This window comes from Pseudomonas japonica, from assembly GCF_013522925.1.
Taxonomy (GTDB): domain Bacteria; phylum Pseudomonadota; class Gammaproteobacteria; order Pseudomonadales; family Pseudomonadaceae; genus Aquipseudomonas; species Aquipseudomonas japonica_A.
On sequence record NZ_JAAMQU010000014.1, the window covers coordinates 12,407 to 32,650 of the forward strand.

The 20,244-nt window shown below is 63.8% G+C and carries 15 protein-coding genes; 11 read left to right on the forward strand and 4 right to left on the reverse strand.

The window, feature by feature from the left end:
• Positions 1-124 precede the first annotated feature (124 nt).
• From fni to crtB, 5 genes are read left to right on the forward strand one after another with little or no spacing between them, the layout of a single operon-like run.
• Positions 125-1,168 carry a type 2 isopentenyl-diphosphate Delta-isomerase gene (fni, locus tag G7016_RS20590; RefSeq protein ID WP_181117573.1) on the forward strand — a complete coding sequence of 348 codons (1,044 nt, stop codon included), beginning with the start codon at positions 125-127 and terminating at the stop codon, positions 1,166-1,168.
• Complete coding sequence (locus G7016_RS20595; RefSeq protein ID WP_181117574.1) at positions 1,165-2,448, forward strand: glycosyltransferase; 1,284 nt, start codon at positions 1,165-1,167, stop codon at positions 2,446-2,448. Before fni ends, G7016_RS20595 begins: the two co-directional genes overlap by 4 nt.
• Positions 2,445-3,614 carry a lycopene beta-cyclase CrtY gene (gene crtY, locus G7016_RS20600; RefSeq protein WP_181117575.1) on the forward strand — a complete coding sequence of 390 codons (1,170 nt, stop codon included), beginning with the start codon at positions 2,445-2,447 and terminating at the stop codon, positions 3,612-3,614. Before G7016_RS20595 ends, crtY begins: the two co-directional genes overlap by 4 nt.
• A complete protein-coding gene (locus G7016_RS20605; protein WP_181117576.1) occupies positions 3,611-5,101 on the forward strand; it encodes a phytoene desaturase in 1,491 nt (496 codons plus the stop codon). The genes crtY and G7016_RS20605 overlap by 4 nt, the downstream gene beginning before the upstream one ends.
• Positions 5,098-6,024: a 15-cis-phytoene synthase CrtB gene (gene crtB, locus G7016_RS20610; RefSeq protein WP_181117577.1), complete on the forward strand. Its 927-nt coding sequence runs from the start codon at positions 5,098-5,100 to the stop codon at positions 6,022-6,024. The genes G7016_RS20605 and crtB overlap by 4 nt, the downstream gene beginning before the upstream one ends.
• Positions 6,025-6,029: 5 nt before the next feature.
• Here the strand turns inward: crtB and G7016_RS20615 are convergent, their stop codons facing one another.
• The 4 genes from G7016_RS20615 to G7016_RS20630 all read right to left on the reverse strand — a co-directional run bounded on the left by G7016_RS20615 (position 6,030) and on the right by G7016_RS20630 (position 12,226).
• Entirely contained in the window at positions 6,030-6,563 is a 534-nt protein-coding gene (locus G7016_RS20615) for a sterol desaturase family protein (protein ID WP_181117578.1), read from the reverse strand.
• 66 nt (positions 6,564-6,629) lie between these two features.
• Entirely contained in the window at positions 6,630-9,428 is a 2,799-nt protein-coding gene (locus G7016_RS20620) for an EAL domain-containing protein (RefSeq protein ID WP_181117579.1), read from the reverse strand.
• 153 nt (positions 9,429-9,581) lie between these two features.
• Positions 9,582-10,358 (reverse strand): FadR/GntR family transcriptional regulator, encoded by a 777-nt coding sequence (locus G7016_RS20625; RefSeq protein WP_258195264.1) that lies wholly within the window; start codon positions 10,356-10,358, stop codon positions 9,582-9,584.
• Positions 10,359-10,429: 71 nt separating this feature from the next.
• Positions 10,430-12,226, reverse strand: a complete 1,797-nt coding sequence (locus tag G7016_RS20630; protein ID WP_181117581.1) for a thiamine pyrophosphate-requiring protein — start codon at positions 12,224-12,226, stop codon at positions 10,430-10,432.
• Positions 12,227-12,355: 129 nt separating this feature from the next.
• On the opposite strand from G7016_RS20630, the gene G7016_RS20635 reads away from it, so the two are divergent.
• The 6 genes from G7016_RS20635 to G7016_RS20660 all read left to right on the forward strand — a co-directional run bounded on the left by G7016_RS20635 (position 12,356) and on the right by G7016_RS20660 (position 20,237).
• Complete coding sequence (locus tag G7016_RS20635; RefSeq protein WP_181117582.1) at positions 12,356-13,297, forward strand: class I SAM-dependent methyltransferase; 942 nt, start codon at positions 12,356-12,358, stop codon at positions 13,295-13,297.
• A 108-nt stretch (positions 13,298-13,405) separates the two neighbouring features.
• Positions 13,406-15,667, forward strand: a complete 2,262-nt coding sequence (locus G7016_RS20640) for a putative bifunctional diguanylate cyclase/phosphodiesterase (RefSeq protein WP_258195265.1) — start codon at positions 13,406-13,408, stop codon at positions 15,665-15,667.
• A gap of 316 nt (positions 15,668-15,983) precedes the next feature.
• Positions 15,984-17,279: an ABC transporter substrate-binding protein gene (locus G7016_RS20645; RefSeq protein ID WP_181117665.1), complete on the forward strand. Its 1,296-nt coding sequence runs from the start codon at positions 15,984-15,986 to the stop codon at positions 17,277-17,279.
• Positions 17,280-17,346: 67 nt separating this feature from the next.
• The gene (locus G7016_RS20650) at positions 17,347-18,273 is read left to right on the forward strand and encodes a carbohydrate ABC transporter permease (protein ID WP_181117583.1); all 927 of its coding nucleotides are present in this window, start codon (positions 17,347-17,349) and stop codon (positions 18,271-18,273) included.
• A gap of 10 nt (positions 18,274-18,283) precedes the next feature.
• Positions 18,284-19,117, forward strand: a complete 834-nt coding sequence (locus tag G7016_RS20655; protein WP_181117584.1) for a carbohydrate ABC transporter permease — start codon at positions 18,284-18,286, stop codon at positions 19,115-19,117.
• Positions 19,118-19,133: 16 nt separating this feature from the next.
• A complete protein-coding gene (locus G7016_RS20660) occupies positions 19,134-20,237 on the forward strand; it encodes an ABC transporter ATP-binding protein (RefSeq protein WP_181117585.1) in 1,104 nt (367 codons plus the stop codon).
• The last annotated feature ends 7 nt before the right edge of the window (positions 20,238-20,244 follow it).

The following is a 20,244-nucleotide window of genomic DNA, read 5'->3' on the forward strand; positions in this document are numbered from 1 at the left end:
ACGCTGGGGAACGCCTTGCCACCGGCGCTGCCTTAACAGCGCGCGGACGCTATACCAACCCTCTACAAAATAGCCGACCCTGCATAACTGACAGTGGATTTTCAGGAATACTCCCGGAGCCGCGATGAATCATGTGGATCTGCTTGACCGAAAGAACGATCACCTGGAGATCGTGCTGGATCCCGCACGCGCGAAAAGCAGTGGGCGTACGGGCTTCGAACATTGGCACTTCGAACATTGTGCCTTGCCTGAACTGGCTCTGGATGCTGTCGACCTGAGCACTTCATTCCTGGGCAAGCCGCTGCGCGCGCCTGTGTTGATCAGCTCGATGACGGGGGGCGCCAGCCGTGCCCGGGAAATCAACCATCACTTGGCCGAGGCCGCGCAAACGCTGGGGCTGGCCATGGCAGTGGGCTCCCAGCGGGTAGCGCTGGAGACCGGGGCAGACCGCGGTCTAACCCGGGAGCTGCGCCAGCGCGCGCCGGACATCCTGCTGATGGCCAACCTCGGCGGCGCGCAACTTCGCACGCCCGCAGGGCTGGACCTGGCGCGCCGGGCTGTCGATATGATCGCCGCCGATGCCCTGATCATCCACCTCAACCCCCTTCAGGAGGCGGTTCAGCCCGGCGGCGACAGCGATTGGCGTGGAGTGGCCGATGCCATCGCGCAGGCCGTTGCCCAGCTCGGAGTACCGGTGATTGTCAAGGAAGTGGGCAGCGGGCTCAGCGCGGCGGTGGCTGCACGCCTGGCCGAGGCAGGCGTCGCGGCGCTGGACGTTGCTGGCATGGGCGGCACTCATTGGGCGGCGGTGGAGGCGGAACGCGCGACCACGGCTGCTGAAAAAGAGATCGCAGCCGCTTTCAGCCAGTGGGGTATCCCCACGTCAGACGCCCTGCGCGCCGTACGCCAGCGCCTCCCGGACATACCCTTGATCGCCTCGGGCGGCATCCGCAACGGGATCGACATGGCAAAGGCGATCGCGCTGGGTGCGAACCTGGTGGGCCAGGCGGCCGCGGTGCTGCGCAGTGCCACTGACTCGCCAGAAGCCGTGATCGCACACTTCCAGGTTGCCTTGCGCCAATTGCAGATTGCGTGCTTCTGCACAGGGTCGGCCAACCTCGCACAACTGCGCCAGGCCACGCTGGTACGGGAGGCATCCGCTCCGTGACTCATTTCGGCGTGGTTGCGCCACCCTTGTTCAGCCATTTTCAAGCGTTGCAAGCCCTGGCCGGGCGGCTTATCGACCTTGGCCATCGAGTGACCTTCTTCCAACAGCTGGAGGCAGGCGCCTTGCTGCGCGATAACCGCATCGCCTTCCATCCGCTGGGGATCGATAGCCATCCGCCCGGCAGCCTGGGCCTGGTGCTGCGCCATGCCGCGCGCCCTGCTGGCCTGGCGGTACGCCGGGTGATCCGCGACATGGCGGCCAGCACCGACATGCTGTGCGCCGAGCTTCCCGAAGCGCTCACAGCGTTGCATGTGGATGCATTGATCTGCGATCAGATGGAAGCCGCCGGAGGGCTGGTTGCCGAGGCGCTGGGGTTGCCGTTCGTGTCGGTTGCCTGCGCCCTGCCGGTTAACCGGGAGCCTGGCATGCCCCTGCCGGTCATGCCGTTTCCATGGGAGGACGACCCCCGCATGCTGAAGGTGTACGCCACCTCTACGCGCATCTACGATGCGCTGATGGCACCGCACGGCCGAGTACTGGCAAAACGTGCCAAGGCCTTTGGTCTGCCCCCTCGGCGCGGGCTGCACGAATACTTGTCCAACCTGGCCCAGCTCAGCCAGACCCTGCCTGGCCTGGACTTTCCCCGACGCGCCTTGCCGGCCTGCTTCCATCACGTAGGCCCGCTGCGCACCCCCTCGCGCCTGCTCGCCGACGATCAGCCTTGGCCGGTGGAGCGTGAGCGCCCTTTCGTCTTTGCCTCCCTGGGTACCCTTCAAGGCCATCGGTACGGCCTGTTCCGGCGCATCGCAAAAGCCTGCAAGGCACTCGATGTTCAGTTGCTGATCGCCCATTGCGGTGGCCTCGATGCAGCCCAGGCTGAGCGATTGAAGCGGCTGGGCGCCACCTGGGTCACCGATTTTGCCAACCAACCCCAGGTATTGCGCCAGGCAAACGCCGTGATCAGCCACGCCGGTTTGAATACCGTGATGGACGCCGTGGTGGCCCGAACGCCTATTCTCGCCCTGCCCGTGGCGTTCGATCAGCCGGGGGTAGCCGCCCGGGTACAGCATGCAGGCCTTGGGTTGCATGCCTGGCACCGCAGCCGCTGGCAAACGATCCAGCAGCGGCTGGACGTGCTGCTCAGCGAAGGCGAGTTCGATAGCCGTTTGGCCACCCTTGACCACGAGTTGCAACTGGCCGGCGGCGCCCAACGCGCGGCGGCAATCATCGAACAGGCGGTTACCCGGCGCCGCCCGGTGTATGCCGAGCCCTTACCATGAAGCGCACCTGGGATTTGATACTGGTAGGCGCCGGCCTGGCCAATGGGCTGATCGCCTGGCGCTTGCAAATGGCACGCCCCGAGCTGTCGGTGCTGGTCATCGAACAGGCGGCGGCCCTGGGCGAGGCGCATACCTGGTCATTCCATGAAAGCGACCTTTCCGTGGACCAGCTGCGCTGGGCGGGGCCGCTGGTGAGCCATCGCTGGCCGGGGTATCAGGTCCGCTTCCCTAACCTCAAGCGTACCTTTTCAGGCGCCTACTGCAGCATCAGCGGCGAACATTTTGGCCGCACGATTACCGCAGCCCTGGGGCGTGACCTGATGTTGGGCGCCACCGTGCAGCGGCTCACCCCGGACACCGTACAATTGGGCAGCGGCGAGACCCTGCATGCGGGTGCTGTTATCGACGGTCGGGGCTTGGAAGCTTCCGGCCACCTGCGCCTGGGCTACCAGCGCTTTCTGGGCCAGGAAGTACGGCTGGCCACCCCCCACGGGCTGGCGCTGCCCACCGTGATGGACGCCAGCGTGGCCCAGCATGATGGTTACCGCTTTGTATACGTGCTGCCGCTGGCCGATGATCGCTTGCTGATCGAAGACACCTATTACACCGAAGACGGCCAGCTGGAGCCCGTACGCTTGCGTGATCGGGTGAACGCCTATGCACAGGCGCAGGGCTGGACGATCACCGAGGTGATACGCGAGGAGCAAGGCAGCCTGCCCATCGTCCTGGCCGGGCGCTTCGAAGCCTTCTATGCCCAAGGCAATGGCGTGGCGCGCAGCGGCCTGCGGGCCGGGCTGTTCCACCCGGTTACCGGTTATTCCCTGCCTGAAGCGGTGCGCCTGGCAGACCTCATCGCCGCCACACCCACCGCTGACAGCGATGCGCTTCAAGCCGTGCTTTACCGCTATCGACGGGCACTGTGGCGGCGCCAGCGATTCTTCCGGCTGCTCAACCGCATGTTGTTCCTCGCCGGAACGCCCGATAACCGCTGGCGCGTGCTGGAACGCTTCCACCGCTTGGCGCCCGGGCTGATTCAACGTTTTTATGCGGGCACACCCACATTGGCCGACAAGGCACGCCTGCTCATGGGCAAACCGCCGGTCCCCGTGGGGCCCGCCGTGAAGGCCATGCTCGATTACGCTCCACCTGTACAGGAAGAACCATGACAGACACCCCAGTGACGGTGGTGACAGGCGCAGGTTTCGGTGGCCTGGCGCTTGCTATCCGCCTTCAGGCCGCAGGCCGGCAAACCGTGCTGCTCGAGGCCCGGGACAAGCCGGGTGGCCGCGCCTACGTGTATGAAGACGAAGGTTTTGTCTTCGATGCCGGGCCCACGGTAATCACCGACCCCACGGCGATCGAAGAGTTGTTTCAGGTGGCGGGCCGTCGCATGGCCGACTACGTGGAGCTGCTACCAGTCACGCCGTTTTATCGGCTGTGCTGGGAGGATGGCAGCCGCTTCGACTACGCCAATGACCAGGACGCCCTGGAACGGCAGATCCATGGGTTCAACCCGGCGGATGTCGAAGGCTACCGCCGTTTCCTCAAGTATTCACGAGCAGTGTTCGAAGAAGGCTACCTCAAGTTGGGCAGCGTGCCGTTCCTGTCATTCCGCGACATGCTGCGCGCCGGCCCCAGCCTGGCTCGGCTACAAGCCTGGCGCAGCGTTTACGGCATGGTTTCAAAGTTCATCAAGGACGAGCGGCTGCGCCAGGCGTTTTCGTTCCATGCGTTGCTGGTGGGTGGTAACCCGTTCGCTGCCTCGTCTATCTATACCCTCATCCACGCGCTGGAACGCGAATGGGGGGTGTGGTTTCCTCGCGGTGGCACCGGGGCGCTGGTACAGGGGCTGGTGCGGCTGTACCAGGACCTTGGTGGCCGGCTGGAATTGAACGCGAAAGTGAGTGCTATCGACACCTACCACGGGCGGGTGAGCGGCGTACGCCTGGCGGATGGCCGCTCCATTCCCGCCGTGGCACTGGCGTCCAATGCGGATGTAGTGAATACCTACAAGCAACTGTTGGCCGCACATCCTCGGGGCCAGCGCCACGGCAAGGCCCTGGCGGGCAAGCGGGCAAGCAACTCACTGTTCGTGCTGTATTTTGGCCTTGATCGGCTGCAGCCCGGGATGGCGCACCACACTGTGTGCTTCGGCCAGCGTTATCAGGGCCTGATACAGGACATCTTCCATGGCAAGCACCTGGCGGACGACTTCTCGCTGTACTTGCACGCCCCCTGCGTAACAGACCCATCGCTCGCCCCGCCGGGCTGCAGCGCCCATTACGTGCTCGCGCCGGTTCCCCACCTGGGCAATGCCCCTCTGGATTGGACGCAGGAAGGGCCGCGGCTGAGGGAGCGCATCTTCGATTACCTCGAAGAACGCTACATGCCCGGCCTGCGCAGCCAGCTGGTCACCAGCCGCATGTTCACTCCAGAAGATTTTCGCGACCAGTTGGGCGCGCATCTGGGCTCGGCCTTCTCGCTGGAGCCCCTTTTGCGGCAAAGCGCGTGGTTCCGCCCGCACAACCGTGACGATGAGATTCCCAATCTTTACCTCGTAGGCGCCGGCACCCACCCCGGCGCGGGCGTTCCCGGTGTGATCGGCTCGGCCAAGGCCACGGCCCGGCTGATGCTGGAGGATCTGGCACCATGAACCAGCCGTTGCTTGATCACGCCAGCGAGACCATGCGCCAGGGCTCCAAGAGCTTTGCGGCCGCGTCCAGGCTGTTCGACCCGGACACCCGCCGAAGCGCGCTGCTGCTGTACACCTGGTGCCGCCACTGTGACGACGTGATAGACGGCCAGGTGCTGGGGCACGACGTCCTGCCACCACCACCAGGTGAAGCCCTGGCCCGCCTTGAACAGCTGCGGGAAACCACTGCGGCGGCCTACCGTGGCGAGCCCATGAGCGACCCAGCGTTCGCGGCATTTCAAGCTGTAGCGCGCGAGCATGGTATCGAAGCGCGACACGCCTTCGCCCACCTGGATGGCTTTGCCATGGACGTGGAAGGCCGGCGCTACGAAACCCTGGAAGATACGCTGGAGTACTGCTACCACGTGGCCGGCGTGGTGGGGCTGATGATGGCGCGGGTAATGGGTGTTACCTCGCCAGCGGTTCTTCAGCGGGCCTGCGACCTTGGGCTAGCGTTGCAGCTGACCAATATCGCCCGCGACATCGTGGAGGACGCTGGGGTGGGCCGGTGCTACCTGCCACACGCCTGGCTAAAGGAGCTGGGCATACCCGAGAACAACCTCGCCGCGCCGACCTATCGCCCTGCCCTGGCCATGCTGGCAAATCGATTGGTCGAGGCCGCCGAACCCTATTACGCCTCGGCAGTGGCCGGAATCGGCGCGCTACCGCCGCGCTGCGCCTGGGCGGTGGCCACGGCGCTGGAAGTGTACCGGGCCATCGGCTTGAAAGTACGCGCCGCCGGCCCGGCCGCCTGGGACAAGCGCCAGGGGACGAGCAAGGGCGAGAAACTGATGTTGCTGGGCAAGGCCACGTACATCGCGAGCCGCGCGCGCTTCACCCAGCACCCTCCCCGGCCACCGGGGTTGTGGGCGGCCCCAATCTAGGACCCTTATTCGCGAGCTGCGCCTGCAGCTTCGCTTGCTCCCACAGGGGCCGGTGCAGTCCGTTCATTTTGTGGGAAGCGGGCTCGCGAATCGGCTCGTAACCGCTGCTTGAGCTTGGTAATAGGCGGCGCATACAGAAAGCCGAACGACACGCACCCTTCCCTGCCGCCTACCGCATGGTGAAGCCGGTGAGCCTGGTACAGGCGCTTGAGATAACCACGCCGTGGCAGGTAGCTCATGGGCCAGCGGCGGTGCACCAGCCCGTCGTGGGCGATGAAGTACAGGGCGCCATAGGCGGTCATGCCGGCACCGATCCACTGCAGCGGATAAGCGCCGCTTGTGCCGTAGGCAATCAATGCGATGGCGATGCCGGCGAACACCACCGCATACAGGTCGTTGCGCTCGAACCAGCCAGTGCGCGGCTGGTGGTGGGATTGATGCCAGCCCCACCCCCACCCGTGCATGATGTATTTATGGGCAAGGATGGACACACCTTCCATTGCCACCACGGTCATCACCACTATCAGCGCTTCAAGCATTAGCGAGCTCCTCGACAGCCGTTGGGCAACCCTTGGGCCGTGGGGTTCCCTCGGCTGTCCGGAACGTCAAAGCCAGCCTTGCTGCAGCGACTCGATCGCCATTGGCCGGGCGAAGTGGTACCCCTGCGCCTGGCCCGTGCCCATTTCCCGCAGCAGGTTCAGAGAGGCGGCGTCTTCCACCCCTTCAGCCACTACAGACAACCCCAGCGACTCGGCCATGCGCACGATCGCCCGTACGATCGCCCGGCTGCGGCTGCTCGAAGTGAGCTCAAGGATGAACGACTTGTCGATCTTCAGGCCCGTGAAACGGAACTGGTGCACATAGCTGAGCGAGGAGAACCCCGCGCCGAAGTCATCCAGTACCACCGACATGCCCTGGTCCGCCAGCTTCTGCATGCTCTGGCGCGCCAGCTCCGGCTCGGCCACCAGGGCGCCCTCGGTGAGCTCCAGGCAGACCCGTCCCGGGCTTACGCCGTAGTAACCCAGCAGTTCGAGCACTTCATCGGCAAATTCGGGGCGGGTGATGCTGTAGCTGGAGCAGTTCACGTGAACTGGCGGCCAGTGGCCGTTTTCCGGCCGCCCCAGGATGGTTGCCACGCAGCGCAGCATGTACAGGTCCAGCCGGCCGATAAGCCTCAGGCCCTCCAATGCCGGCAGAAACGCGCCGGGCGCCAGCACCTGGCCGTCGGGCTGGCGCCAGCGGATCAACGCCTCCAGCGCCACCAGCCTGCCGCTGTCCACATCCACGATAGGTTGGAAATACGGTACCAGCTCCTCGTTGCCTTTCAGCGCATTGCGTAGCGCACCTTCGCGCTCTACCTGGTCCGAAAATTCGCGTCGCAGCTCCTGGTTGAACACCGCGTAGCTGTCCCGACCACCGTTTTTTACCCGGTACATGGCGGTATCGGCGTCTCGCAGCAGGTCGGCTGGCTCCTGGTGGAACTGCTCGTCCGCGCTAACGATGCCGATGCTGCACGACGAAAACACGGCCTGCCCGTCGATATGGAACGGCAGGTCGAAGGCGGCGAGGATCCGCTCGGCGATACCGACCGCCACGTCCACCGGAGCCTCGGGCGCGAGCACCGCAAATTCGTCGCCGCCCAGCCGGGCCAGCAGGTCAGTGTCACGCAGGCAACTGCGCAAGCGCGCTGCCGCTTCCATCAGCAACAGGTCGCCAAAGTGGTGGCCGCGGCTGTCGTTGATCAGCTTGAAGCGGTCAAGGTCCAGGAACATCACCACCAACTGCCGGCCCTGCCCACGAAATTCCTGCCACGCCTGGCCCAGTCGGTCCTGGAGGTGGCTGCGGTTCGGCAGGCCGGTCAGCGCGTCATGGGCGTTCTCGTGCTGCAACTTGGCGTTGGCCAGGTCCAGTTCGCGGGTGCGGTCCTGCACCCGGGCTTCGAGCTTGAGGTTGGCGGCGTGCACGGCTTCGGCGGCGCTGCGCCGAGCCAGCGCGGTGTCGATGTGGCGAGACACGAACGTGAGCAGTTCCTGGTCGCGCAAGGTGTAGCGGATTTGCGGGATATAACTCTGCACCACCAGCACGCCACGCACCTGCTCGTCATCGAACAACGGAATCCCCAGCCAGGACTGCGAGCGCACCGGGTCATTGTTGTTCTGGATCTCGCCCGCTTCCATCAGCCGGCTGGCGTCATCGAAGTCGATCAGGCACGGGCGCCGCTGGCGGATCACGTACTCGGTCAACCCCCGACGACCACGGCGAGGGCGCGGGCGAACGGACAGCACTTCGTCGATGTAGTACGGGAAGGTCACTTCATCCTGAGCGATGTCGTACAACGCGATGTAGAAGTTTCGGGCATACAGCAGCTCACCCACAATGGCATGCAGGCGGGAGAACAGCTCGGCCATGTCGCCCTGTTGGCTCGACAACTCGGCGATCTGGAACAAGGCGCTTTGCAGGTGTTCGGCACGCTCGCGTTCAGTCACTTGCTGACGCAACGCATCGTTGAGCTGGGACAGCTCACGCGTACGCTCGGCTACTGTACGCTCCAGGTGAGCGCGGTGCAGGATGCGGTCAAGGGCCATGGCTACGTGGCGGGCCACGACCAGGAACAGTGCACGGTCCTCCTGGCTATACACCCGCTCCACGTCATACACCTGCATGGCGATCATGCCGAATACTTGATCGGAGGCGTTCTTGAGCGGAGCACCCATCCAGAATTCCGGCTTGTGGCCCACGCAATGGAAGCGATTTTGCGCGCTGGCAAGGGCGATGCCGGCGGCGTCGATCAACATCGGCTGGCCCGAGGTCAATACATAGCCGGTCAGGGACAACCGCTCGGGGTCGAGGTATTCGTTGGCGTCCGCCTCCACGGCTTCTGTATCAGTGGTGTCCACGTAGTAGGGATAGGTGACTTGCCCCGTGCGCTGATCGTACAGCGCCAGGTAGAAGTTCTCGGCGTCGATCAGGTCGGCCAGCTGACGGTGCACGCCCACCATGAAGCTGGCGCGGTCATGGGTGGAGCTGGCCAGGTTGGTAATGCCATACAACACCCGCTGGGTATGCTGGGCACGAATCAGCGCATCGCTCTGCAGGCGCAGGCCCAAGCGCATGGCCAGGTCGACGAATTGCGGGTTGTCGCGGTCGCTTTCGCTTACCAGCAGCCAGCCCAGTACGCTCTCACCGCGGCCCGTGGCCCAGCGATGCAGACGTTCGCGCTGGCAATAGCTGTCCAGTTGGGCTTCGTCCAGCGCACCAGGCCAGCTTGCGGGCGCGTCGCCGCACCCGGCGAGCAGCAACTGCTCCCCAGCCCGATAGAATGCCCATGCCCTGTCCCGGGCTTGCTCCCTTGCCCCATCCAGCAAGCGGGTGAGGCTTGGCAACGTCGAATCCTGCGAACTCATGCATGCTCCAAGCTGTACCCACGGGGTCCATCATCCTGTCACGCGTGCCACTATGGCCAGGGGCCATCACTTTTTTCAGTGCTGATACTACATGCATAAAACGTGCGCCCGCTAGCGGGACCGCACGTTCAAGCCTTACAAGCGACAAGTGCGCTATTGAAGGGCTTCCCGTTCACGCTGTTCATGTGACTTGATCACTCGCGCCCGGCTGTTGGCAAGGTGTACACGCATGGCCGCGCGGGCGGCGTCGTAATCGCACCGGGCAATCGCGTTGTAGATGTGTTCATGCTCACCTACCAGCCGGCTATGTGCCTGTTGCCGATCCAGGCGAGCAATGGCTACGGTATTGAGCCGCGCCCTGGGGAACATGCTGGTGCCGAAGTGCGTGACGATTTCCACAAAATAGCGATTATTGGTGGCGTTGGCGATCTGCAGGTGAAACTGGAAGTCCGACACCAGCGAGCTTCCAGTGTCGCTGGCCCGCTCGAAACGCTCCAGCGCCTCGCCCAGGGCCGCCAGTTGAGCGTCGGTGCGCCGCAAGGCGGCAATACCGGCGGCTTCCACTTCGAAACTCATGCGCACATCCAGGATGGCTACCACGTCCTGAAGGGTCACGATGGTAGAAGGGTCCAGCCTGGGGCTGGCGCTGCCTGATGCGTTGAGCACGAAAGTACCGATGCCACGACGCGTTTCGACCAGCCCCGCCACTTGCAAACGTGACAGTGCCTCGCGGACCACCGAGCGGCTTACGCCACCGGTTTCCATCAATTCCACTTCGCTGGGAAGCTTGTCCCCCGGCTTTAGCATGCCCTCGCCAATACGCCGGGAAAAGTCATCGACCAGCGCCTGGGCCAGGTTGCGAGGGCGGCGGGGCAAGCCGGGGGAAAAAGGAAGGTCGGTCGCCAAGGCGTTCTGCTTATGTGAAAACAAGGTGGCCACATCATATAGGAACGCATGGGCCTGTTGCCAAAGTTGGCAAACAGGCCCGTCCTGGCCGTGCATCAATCCTTCTTGTGGCCAGGCAATACCGCGCCAAGCACCTGGCGGGCGGTCTGTACCAGGATGCCGGCTTCGTCAGGGTCACCCTTGAGCAATGCCGAGGCAAATTTCTTGGCCTGTTCAAGTTTGATATGGGGCGGCAACGGCGGCACGTTGGGGTCGGTCTTGAATTCGATCACCACCGGCCGGTCACTGGCCAGCGCTTCTTCCCAGGCCCCGGCCACCTGTTCGTCACTGTTGACGAAAATACCTTTCAGGCCGATGGACTCGGCAAACCGGTGATACGGCACGTCCGGGATGTTCTGGGAGGCCTCGAACTTGGGGTCGCCTTCCATCACGCGTTGCTCCCAGGTTACCTGGTTAAGGTCCTCGTTATTGAACACCGCGCAGATCCACCGGCCGTTGCCCCACTGGTGCCAGTACTTGGCTATGGTGATCAGCTCGGCCATGTTGTTCATCTGCATGGCGCCATCGCCCACCAGGGCAATCACCGGCTTTTCAGGCCAGGCGAACTTGGCGGCAATAGCGTACGGCACCGCAGCGCCCATGGAGGCCAACCCTCCGGACAGCGAACACTGCATGCCCCGGCGGATTTTCAGATCACGGGCGAACCAGTTGGCGCAGGAGCCGGAATCACTGGTGATGATGGCCTCGTCGGGCAAGCGCGGCGACAGTTCGTACACTACCCGCTGCGGGTTGATCCGGTTGGCATGCACCAGCGCACGCTTGGTGAGGGTGTCCTCCCAATCGGCGCGCCAGCCTTCGACGCGCTTGCGCCAGGCGCTGCGGTCCTTGTCCAGCAGCAAGGGGATCAGCGCTGTGAGCGTTTGTGCCGCATCCCCGGTGAGGTTCACCTCCATGGGATAGCGCAGGCTGAGCATGTCGGGTGCGAGGTCGATCTGTACCCCGCGGGCATGGCCTTCCATGGGGAGGAACTCGGAATAAGGGAAGCCCGAGCCGATCATCAACAAGGTGTCGCATTCCATCATGAGCTTGTAGCTGGGTTCGGTCCCTAGCAGGCCGATGGAGCCGGTAACCCAAGGGAGGTCATCCGGGAGCACTGCCTTGCCCAGCAGGGCCTTGGCCACACCCGCGCCGAGCAATTCGGCGACCTGGGTCACTTCATGCGCCGCGCCCAAGGCCCCGGCCCCTACCAGGATGGCCACGCGTTCGCCGCTGTTCAGCACATCCGCGGCACGTTGCAAGTCATGCTCATATGGCACCACCCTCGGTTGGCTGTAGCCCACCCCGGAGTGCACCGTGCCATGGGCCCGCGCGGGCTCGCTATAGGGTTCTTCCTGGAGGTCGTTGGGCAGCACCAGGGCAGTCACACGCCGCTCTCCCACAGCGGTGCGGATGGCACGGTCGACCAGGTGCCGCACCTGCGAGGGGGCACTGGCCTGTTGAACGAACGCCCCGGCTACGTCCTTGAACATGGACACCAGGTCCAGCTCCTGCTGGTAGTGCCCACCCAGCGCAGTGCGCGCTTGCTGGCCGACGATGGCCAGCACGGGCATGTGATCCAGCCGCGCGTCGTACAGGCCGGTGATCAAGTGGCTGGCGCCGGGCCCGGAGGTTGCAATGCACACGCCCAGTTCGCCGGTGAACTTGGCATGGGCACTGGCCATGAATGCGGCCATTTCCTCGTGCCGGGCTTGAACGAACTCGATTTTGCCGTTGGCTCGCGCCAGCGCGCCGAAGACGCCGTTGATACCGTCACCGGGGTAGCCGAATATCCGCCTTACCCCCCACTGGTACAGCCGTTCAACGAGAAAATCACCGACGGTCATGCTGGCCATGAAAACCTCTCTTTCACCCGGTACGTTTGGGTTCTAGACCGTTGCGGCGTGCGCGGTGGTTCCATTTTTTTCCGAAAGCCTTCGGCATTGGCTAGAATCGCCGCCCTTTTCATTGCCCGAGCCCCGCCCATGGATGCCAACGCCCTCCTCCAATTGCGCCAGTGCCTGCAGGCCACTCTCGCTGCGCCGCCGGCCGAGGCTCAGCGATTGCTGCACGGGCGTGGGCGCCGCTACCCGGGGCTGGAACAGGTGACCGTGGACTGGCTCGAAGGTGTGCTGCAGGTCACGCTGTTCAAGGCGCTGGAAGGCAACAGCCGTGAGTGCCTGCTGGCCCTGTTGCACGAAACAGCGGCCTCTGCCCAGTGGTTGGCGGCAGGGCTGGACGGGCTGTTATTGCAGGAGCGATACCTGGACGGCAGCCCTTCCACATGGGTTGCCGGCGGCGCCACTGGCCCTCGGCTGGTACACGAAGACGGCCTGGCCTACTGGATCGACCCGGGGCGGGCCCAGAACAGCGGTTTCTTCCTGGACATGTGCGAGGGGCATCGGTGGGTACGCAGTCACGCCGCGGGCAAGCGTGTACTCAACCTGTTTGCTTATACCTGCGCATTTTCCGTGGTCGCCCTCGCGGGTGGCGCAAGCAGCGTGGTGAACCTGGACATGTCCAGCCCGGCGCTGGCACGCGGCCGGGACAACCACCGCGCCAACGGCCATGCCCTGGACACCGTCACGTTCCTGCCCCACGACCTGTTCAAATCCTGGGGGAAGGTGGCCCGGCAAGGGCCGTACGACCTGATCATCATGGACCCACCCTCTTTTCAGCGCGGGAGTTTCATCCTTACCCGCGACTACCCCAAGGTCATGCGCAAGCTCCAGGGGCTGCTAACACCCCACGGGGAAGTGCTGGCGTGCCTGAACGACCCGGCGCTGCCTGCCTCGTTCTTGCTGGATGCCATGGCCATAGAGGCGCCGGCGCTGGAATTCGTCGAGCGCCTGGCAAACCCCGAAGCGTTCGCCGACATCGACCCGCAGGCTGGGCTCAAGGTACTGGTGTTCCGCCGCCGCGATTGACGAGCAAAGTGCAAAGCACGCTATTCATTTTCTGAAGGGGCGGCCGATACAGCTGGCACAAGCGACACGCTTATCCATTTTTTCGTTATCAGGCCTGCCAGCCCCCTTATGAGCTTTCCACCGATCAACCGGCTATTGCCCCCACGCTGCATCCAGCGGGGTATCTTCCTGCTTCCGCTGGGGATACTGCTCGTTGCGGTGGTGCTGGCCTGGTGCATAGGGCACCTTGACGTACGCCACGCCAAGCGCGAGATGCGCGCCGACGTGCGGCTACAGTTGGGCGCGATCAGTGCCCAGGCTCAAAGCCAGGTGCGCTCGGCCTTCAGCGAGACCGAAGGGCTGGCGCAGTTGATTGGCATCGATGGCGACATCAGCCCCCAGCGCTTCGCTGGCATGGTGCGGCAGGTGATCAACGTGCTGCCTTATCTCAGCCACATTGCGCTTGCCCCGCAAGACGTTGTGCGCGACGTGTACCCGCGCGAAGGCAACGAAGACGTGATCGGCCTGGATTTCCGTACCGTGGCCGATCAATTCAAGCTGCTGGAGCAGTCTCGCCAGGCGCGGCAGAGCGTGCTCGCCGGGCCGCTGGAGCTTCACCAGGGCGGGCGGGCCTTGGTGTATCGTCGGCCGGTATTTACCACCGGTCATCTGGGCAAGATCCAGTACTGGGGCACTTTGTCGGTGGTGGCGCGGGTGGATGGCTTGCTCGAAGCCGCTGACATCACGAACCAGGCCGACCTGGACATCGCCCTGCGGGGCCAGGACGGGCTGGGCAAGGATGGCGCCATGATCTGGGGTGACCCGGCGCTGTTCCAGGGCCATAACGTATTTACCGACATCGAGGTACCCGGTGGCCACTGGCAGATCGCGGCCAGGCCCCGGGGCGGATGGCCGGCGGTGGGCCTGATGGATTCACGCCTGTTCATCCTCTGCCTGAGCGCCGGGCTATTGCTGTCGTTGTTCTGTGCCCAGCTTGCACGTGGCCACTTGCTCTTGAGCCGCCGCAACCACGACCTCAAGCGCGAGGTCAGCGAACGTCAGCAGGCCGAAGCCGAGCTGGCGCGCATCGCTCACTTCGACAACGTGACCCACCTGCCCAATCGCGTGCTGTTCAGGCAGCGGCTCGATCACGCCGTGGCCGCGGGGGCCGAGACCGGCGGCTTTGCGGTGCTGCTGCTGGATATCGACGGGTTCAAGGTGATCAACGATACCTTGGGCCACGCCCTGGGCGATCTGCTGCTGTACCAGGCCACTCAGCGCCTGGCTCAGCACATCCGCCCTGACGACACCCTTGCCCGCCTGGGCGGCGACGAGTTCGGCTTCATTCTCGAGCACCTGGGAGATCCGGCCCAGGCCGCACCCATTGTGCAGCGGCTGGTCAATGCGATGCAGCAACCGTTCGATCTGGACAGCAATGCCGCACTGGTCTCGGCCAGCGTTGGCGTGGCGTTGTATCCACTGGACGGCCACAGCGCGGCGGATTTGTTGCGCCATGCCGATACGGCGATGTACAGCGCCAAGGAAGCGGGCCGCAACGACTATCACTTCTACCAGCCGGCGATGACATCAGTCATCCATGAGCGCGTGGTGCTGGAACACGCCCTGCGCCGGGCCTTGACCCACGAAGAGTTTGAGGTGTGGTACCAGCCCAAGGTGTGCTTGCGCACCAGTGCCATTGCCGGCGCCGAGGCATTGCTGCGCTGGCGTGACCCGGTGCAGGGCATGGTCTTCCCGGATGTATTCATACCCGTGGCCGAGCGCACCGGGCTGATCATTCCCATTGGCGTGTGGGTGCTCGGCGAAGTGTGTCGCCAGCAGCGGGCTTGGCGCGAACAGGGTGTTTTCGAGGGGCAGGTCGCGATCAACGTGGCGGCTCCGCAGATCGACCGCAGCGATTTCGTGGCCAGCGTTCGCGCAGCCCTCGAGCATAACCGGCTACCGGCCGCCGCGCTGGAAGTGGAAGTCACCGAAAGCCTGCTGATGGAAAGCCAGGAGCGGGCGTGCGAGGTATTGGCCCAGCTGCAAGCGCTGGGTGTACGCACGGCCATCGACGATTTTGGCACTGGGCATTCGTCCCTCGCCTACCTCAAGCTGTTGCCGGTCGACCATTTGAAGATCGACCGCGCATTTATCCGCGACCTGCCGGCCGATCGCACCTACGGGGCGATTACCGAAGCGATCATTGCCTTGGGCGATGCCTTGCAGTTTCACGTGACCGCCGAGGGGGTGGAAACCGCCGAACAGATGGAATTCCTCTGCCAGGCAGGCTGCGGCTACGGCCAAGGCTATTATTTCGGGCGCCCCATGCCCGCCGAGGCCTTCGAAGCCTGGGTGGCCCAGCGGCAGCAAAGCGCCGCGCTTAGCCGCTGACAGGCGCTGGGGAACCAGGCGGCCCGTTCGCAGCCTCCGCCCACCCCTACAGAGGTAGGGGGCCTTGTAGGACCAGGTGAAACCCGGGAATAACCGGCGCACCTTGCTTCCCGAGTTTCACTCGGCCCACACCCACTGCAAAAAAGTATCAGTCTGCGTGCTCGCCCGGCGTTGTTTCCTGAACGAGGCGGGAGTGTAATCGTTGCAGGCATACGCCCCCGCTTCCTTGCGGACAAAAAAAACAATAACCGGCCCCGGCACGCCTGGGCCAGAGGAGAGCACGATGCGCACTTCGGTTCACGCTTCGGTGTCCGGCATGGCACCCGCCTTGATCGCTACCTGCTGCCTTGCCCTGATCGGGCCAGCCATGGCGGCAGACACGCTGACCATCGCTACCGTCAACAACAGCGACATGATTCGCATGCAGCGGCTGTCCAAAACCTTTGAAGAACAGCACCCCGAGATCAAGCTGAACTGGGTAGTGCTGGAAGAGAACGTCCTGCGCCAACGCCTCACCACTGACATCGCCACCCAGGGCGGGCAGTTCGATGTGCTCACCATTGGCATGTACGAAGCCTCACTCTGGGGCGCGAAAAACTGGCTGGCGCCCATGAAAGACCTGCCCGCCGAGTACAAGCTCGACGACGTGTTCCCTTCGGTGCGCGAAGGGCTTTCCGTCAACGGCACCCTGTACGCACTGCCGTTCTACGCCGAAAGCTCCATCACCTATTACCGTACCGACCTGTTCAAGGCCGCTGGCCTGACCATGCCCGAGAAGCCCACCTGGGACCAGATCGGCGAGTTTGCCAGCAAGCTCACCGACAAGAGCAAGGACCAGTACGGCCTGTGCCTTCGCGGCAAGCCAGGCTGGGGTGAGAACATGGCGCTGATCACTACCCTGGCCAACGGCTACGGCGGTACCTGGTTCAACAACCAGTGGGCGCCACAGTTCACCAGCACCGCCTGGAAAGACGCGCTCAACTTCTACGTCACCAACATGAAGAAGTCCGGCCCTCCCGGCGCCTCGAGCAACGGCTTCAACGAGAACCTGGCGCTGTTCAACAGTGGCAAGTGCGCCATCTGGGTCGACGCTAGCGTGGCCGGTTCGTTCGTGACCGACAAATCCCAGAGCAAGGTGGCAGACAGCGTGGGCTTCACCTTCGCGCCGCACCAGAGCACCGAGAAAGGCACGTCGTGGTTGTACTCCTGGGCGCTTGCCATCCCGGCCAGCTCGAAGAAACAGGAAGCCGCCCGTACCTTCGCCACCTGGGCCACCTCCGAGGACTACGCCAAGCTGGTGGCCGACAAGGATGGCATCGCCAACGTGCCGCCGGGCACCCGCGCGTCCACCTACAGCGACGCTTACATGCAAGCGGCGCCGTTCGCCAAGGTAACGCTTGAGTCGCTGAAAATGGCCGACCCGTCCAGCTCCGCGGACAAGCCGTACGTGGGTATTCAACTGGTGACCATTCCTGAGTTCCAGGCCACCGGCACCGCGGTGGGCAAGATCTTCTCCGGCGCCCTCACCGGCCAGACCAGCGTCGATCAGGCGTTGACGGCCGCCCAGGCGAGCACCGAGCGCGACATGAAACGCGCCGGCTATCCGAAGTAATCATTACCTTCCCATGGGGGCCCTGCCACAGGCTTCTGGCCCCCCGGGTTTATCAAGGTACGCGATCATGACTGTATCTACCCTCAAGGCCGACCTGGCGACCCCTCGCCAGCCCAACCGTCGCCTGTTCCGCAACCCTGGCTGGTTCCTCGTCAGCCCCTCGGTCATCCTCCTGCTGCTGTGGATGATCGTACCCTTGGCGATGACCGTGTATTTTTCGCTCATCCGCTACAACCTGCTGTACCCCGGCGAAAATGCCTTCGTGGGGCTGGAGAATTTCAGCTTCTTCCTCACCGACAGCGGCTTCCTGCCGGGCGCCTGGAACACCGTGGTGCTGGTGGGCAGCGTGTTGCTCATCAGCGTGGTAGGCGGCGTGCTGATCGCGGCCCTGCTCGAAGCCAGCGACTTCATCGGCCGTGGTGTGGTGAGGGTGATGCTGATATCACCGTTCTTCATCATGCCCACCGTAGGTGCGCTGGTGTTCAAGAACCTTATTTTCCACCCGGTGTCGGGCATTCTCGCCGCGGTGTGGAAATTCTTCGGCGCCGAGCCGGTGGACTGGCTCGCGAACTACCCGTTGCTGTCCATCATCATCATTGTGGCGTGGCAATGGCTGCCCTTCGCGATCCTCATTCTGATGACCGCCATGCAGTCGCTGGACCAGGAGCAGAAAGAAGCCGCACGGCTCGACGGCGCCGGCCCACTGGCGATCTTCTGGCACCTTACCCTGCCCCACCTGGCGCGGCCCGTGGCCGTGGTGGTGATGATCGAGACCATCTTCCTGCTGTCGGTGTTCGCCGAAATCTTCACCACCACCAATGGCGGCCCGGGCTTTGCGTCGACCAACCTGGCGTACCTGATCTACAACCAGGCCCTGGTGCAATTTGACGTGGGCATGGCTTCGGCCGGCGGCCTGATCGCCGTGCTGATTGCCAACATCGCCGCCATCGTGCTGGTTCGCATGATCGGCAAAAACCTGACCGACAAGGGCTGAGGCCACCGCCATGACTACCCTCAAACAAACCCGTCGGCTGCAAAGCATCGCGCTGGGATCGCTGTCCTGGCTGATCGCGGCGCTGATCTTCTTCCCGATCTTCTGGATGGTGCTTACCAGTTTCAAGACCGAGCTGGACGCCTTCGCTACGCCGCCGCAGCTGTTCTTCACGCCAACGCTGGAGAACTACCTGCACATTCAAGAGCGCAGCGATTACTTCCATTTCGCCTGGAACTCCGTGGTGATTTCCTTCAGCGCCACCCTTCTGAGCATGCTGATCGCAGTGCCGGCGGCCTACTCCATGGCCTTCTACGAAACCAAACGCACCCGCAAGACCCTGCTGTGGATGCTCTCCACCAAAATGCTGCCACCGGTGGGTGTACTGATGCCCATCTACCTGTTGGCCAAAGGCGCCGGCCTGCTGGATACCCAGCTGGGGCTGATCATTATCTACACCCTGGTGAACCTGCCGATCGTGGTGTGGATGGTGTACACCTACTTCAAGGACATCCCCAAGGACATCCTCGAAGCCGCTCGGCTGGACGGCGCCACACTGCTGCAGGAAATGGCGCGGGTGCTGTTGCCCATTGCCAAGGGCGGGCTGGCCTCTACCGTGCTGCTGTCGCTGATCCTGTGCTGGAACGAGGCGTTCTGGTCGCTCAACCTCACCAGCTCACAGGCGGCGCCGCTCACCGCCCTGATCGCCTCCTACTCCAGCCCCGAAGGCCTGTTCTGGGCCAAGTTGTCCGCGGTTTCTACCCTGGCCTGCGCGCCCATCCTGATTTTCGGCTGGATCAGCCAGAAACAACTCGTGCGCGGCCTGTCGTTCGGCGCAGTCAAATAACAAGAAGGAGCCTGTCATGGCGACGTTGAAAGTACGCAATCTGAAAAAAGGCTTCGAAGACCTGCAAATCATCAAGGGCATCGACCTGGAGGTGCGCGACCGCGAGTTCGTGGTGTTCGTAGGCCCGTCGGGCTGTGGCAAGTCCACGCTGCTGCGGCTGATCGCCGGGCTGGAGGACGTAAGCAGCGGGCAGATCGAGCTGGACGGGCGTGACATCACCGAGGTCACCCCGGCCAAGCGCGACCTGGCCATGGTATTTCAGACCTACGCACTGTACCCGCACATGAGCGTGCGCAAAAACCTCTCCTTTGCCTTGGACCTGGCCGGCCAACCCAAGCAGGACATCGACCGCAAGGTGAATGAAGCCGCGCGAATCCTCGAGCTGCAGCCCTTGCTGGAGCGCAAGCCCAAGCAGCTGTCCGGGGGCCAGCGCCAGCGCGTGGCCATCGGCCGTGCGATCGTGCGCAACCCGAAGATCTTCCTGTTCGACGAACCGCTTTCCAACCTCGATGCCGCCCTGCGGGTACAGATGCGCCTGGAGTTGTCGCGCCTGCACAAGGAACTGCAGGCCACCATGATCTACGTGACCCATGATCAGGTAGAAGCCATGACCCTGGCTGACAAGGTGGTGGTACTGAACGCTGGCCGCGTGGAGCAGGTAGGTTCGCCGCTGGAGCTCTATCACCACCCGGCAAACCTGTTTGTGGCGGGCTTTTTGGGTACGCCAAAAATGGGCTTCCTCAAGGGCCAGGTGAGCCAGGTGTTCAACGACGGCTGTGAAGTGCTGCTCGATGCCGGTACCCGTATCACCCTGCCACGCACAGGCCCGGGCCTGGCCGAAGGCAGCCCGGTGACCGTGGGCATTCGACCGGAGCACCTTGAGCTGGCCCAACCGGGCCAGTGCCAACTCAGCGTGGTGGCTGACGTAAGCGAGCGCCTGGGCAGCGATACCTATTGCCACGTGCGTACCGATGCCAGTGAGCCCTTGACCCTGCGCATTCGTGGTGACCTCAGCAGCCAATATGGCCAGCGGCTGAGCCTGCACCTCGATGCCCAGTATTGCCACCTGTTCGACGCCAACGGCCTGGCCGTGGCGAACCCTATGCGCGCGGCCGCCTGACGTTCGG

Bases quoted from the DNA above. Each gene is read 5' to 3' on its own strand.
- fni (WP_181117573.1), top strand. From the start codon at position 125: ATGAATCATGTGGATCTGCTTGACCGAAAGAACGATCACCTGGAGATC.
- crtY (WP_181117575.1), top strand. From the start codon at position 2,445: ATGAAGCGCACCTGGGATTTGATACTGGTAGGCGCCGGCCTGGCCAAT.
- G7016_RS20605 (WP_181117576.1), top strand. From the start codon at position 3,611: ATGACAGACACCCCAGTGACGGTGGTGACAGGCGCAGGTTTCGGTGGC.
- crtB (WP_181117577.1), top strand. From the start codon at position 5,098: ATGAACCAGCCGTTGCTTGATCACGCCAGCGAGACCATGCGCCAGGGC.
- G7016_RS20615 (WP_181117578.1), bottom strand. From the start codon at position 6,563: ATGCTTGAAGCGCTGATAGTGGTGATGACCGTGGTGGCAATGGAAGGT.
- G7016_RS20620 (WP_181117579.1), bottom strand. From the start codon at position 9,428: ATGAGTTCGCAGGATTCGACGTTGCCAAGCCTCACCCGCTTGCTGGAT.
- G7016_RS20630 (WP_181117581.1), bottom strand. From the start codon at position 12,226: ATGGCCAGCATGACCGTCGGTGATTTTCTCGTTGAACGGCTGTACCAG.
- G7016_RS20635 (WP_181117582.1), top strand. From the start codon at position 12,356: ATGGATGCCAACGCCCTCCTCCAATTGCGCCAGTGCCTGCAGGCCACT.
- G7016_RS20640 (WP_258195265.1), top strand. From the start codon at position 13,406: ATGAGCTTTCCACCGATCAACCGGCTATTGCCCCCACGCTGCATCCAG.
- G7016_RS20645 (WP_181117665.1), top strand. From the start codon at position 15,984: ATGGCACCCGCCTTGATCGCTACCTGCTGCCTTGCCCTGATCGGGCCA.
- G7016_RS20650 (WP_181117583.1), top strand. From the start codon at position 17,347: ATGACTGTATCTACCCTCAAGGCCGACCTGGCGACCCCTCGCCAGCCC.
- G7016_RS20655 (WP_181117584.1), top strand. From the start codon at position 18,284: ATGACTACCCTCAAACAAACCCGTCGGCTGCAAAGCATCGCGCTGGGA.
- G7016_RS20660 (WP_181117585.1), top strand. From the start codon at position 19,134: ATGGCGACGTTGAAAGTACGCAATCTGAAAAAAGGCTTCGAAGACCTG.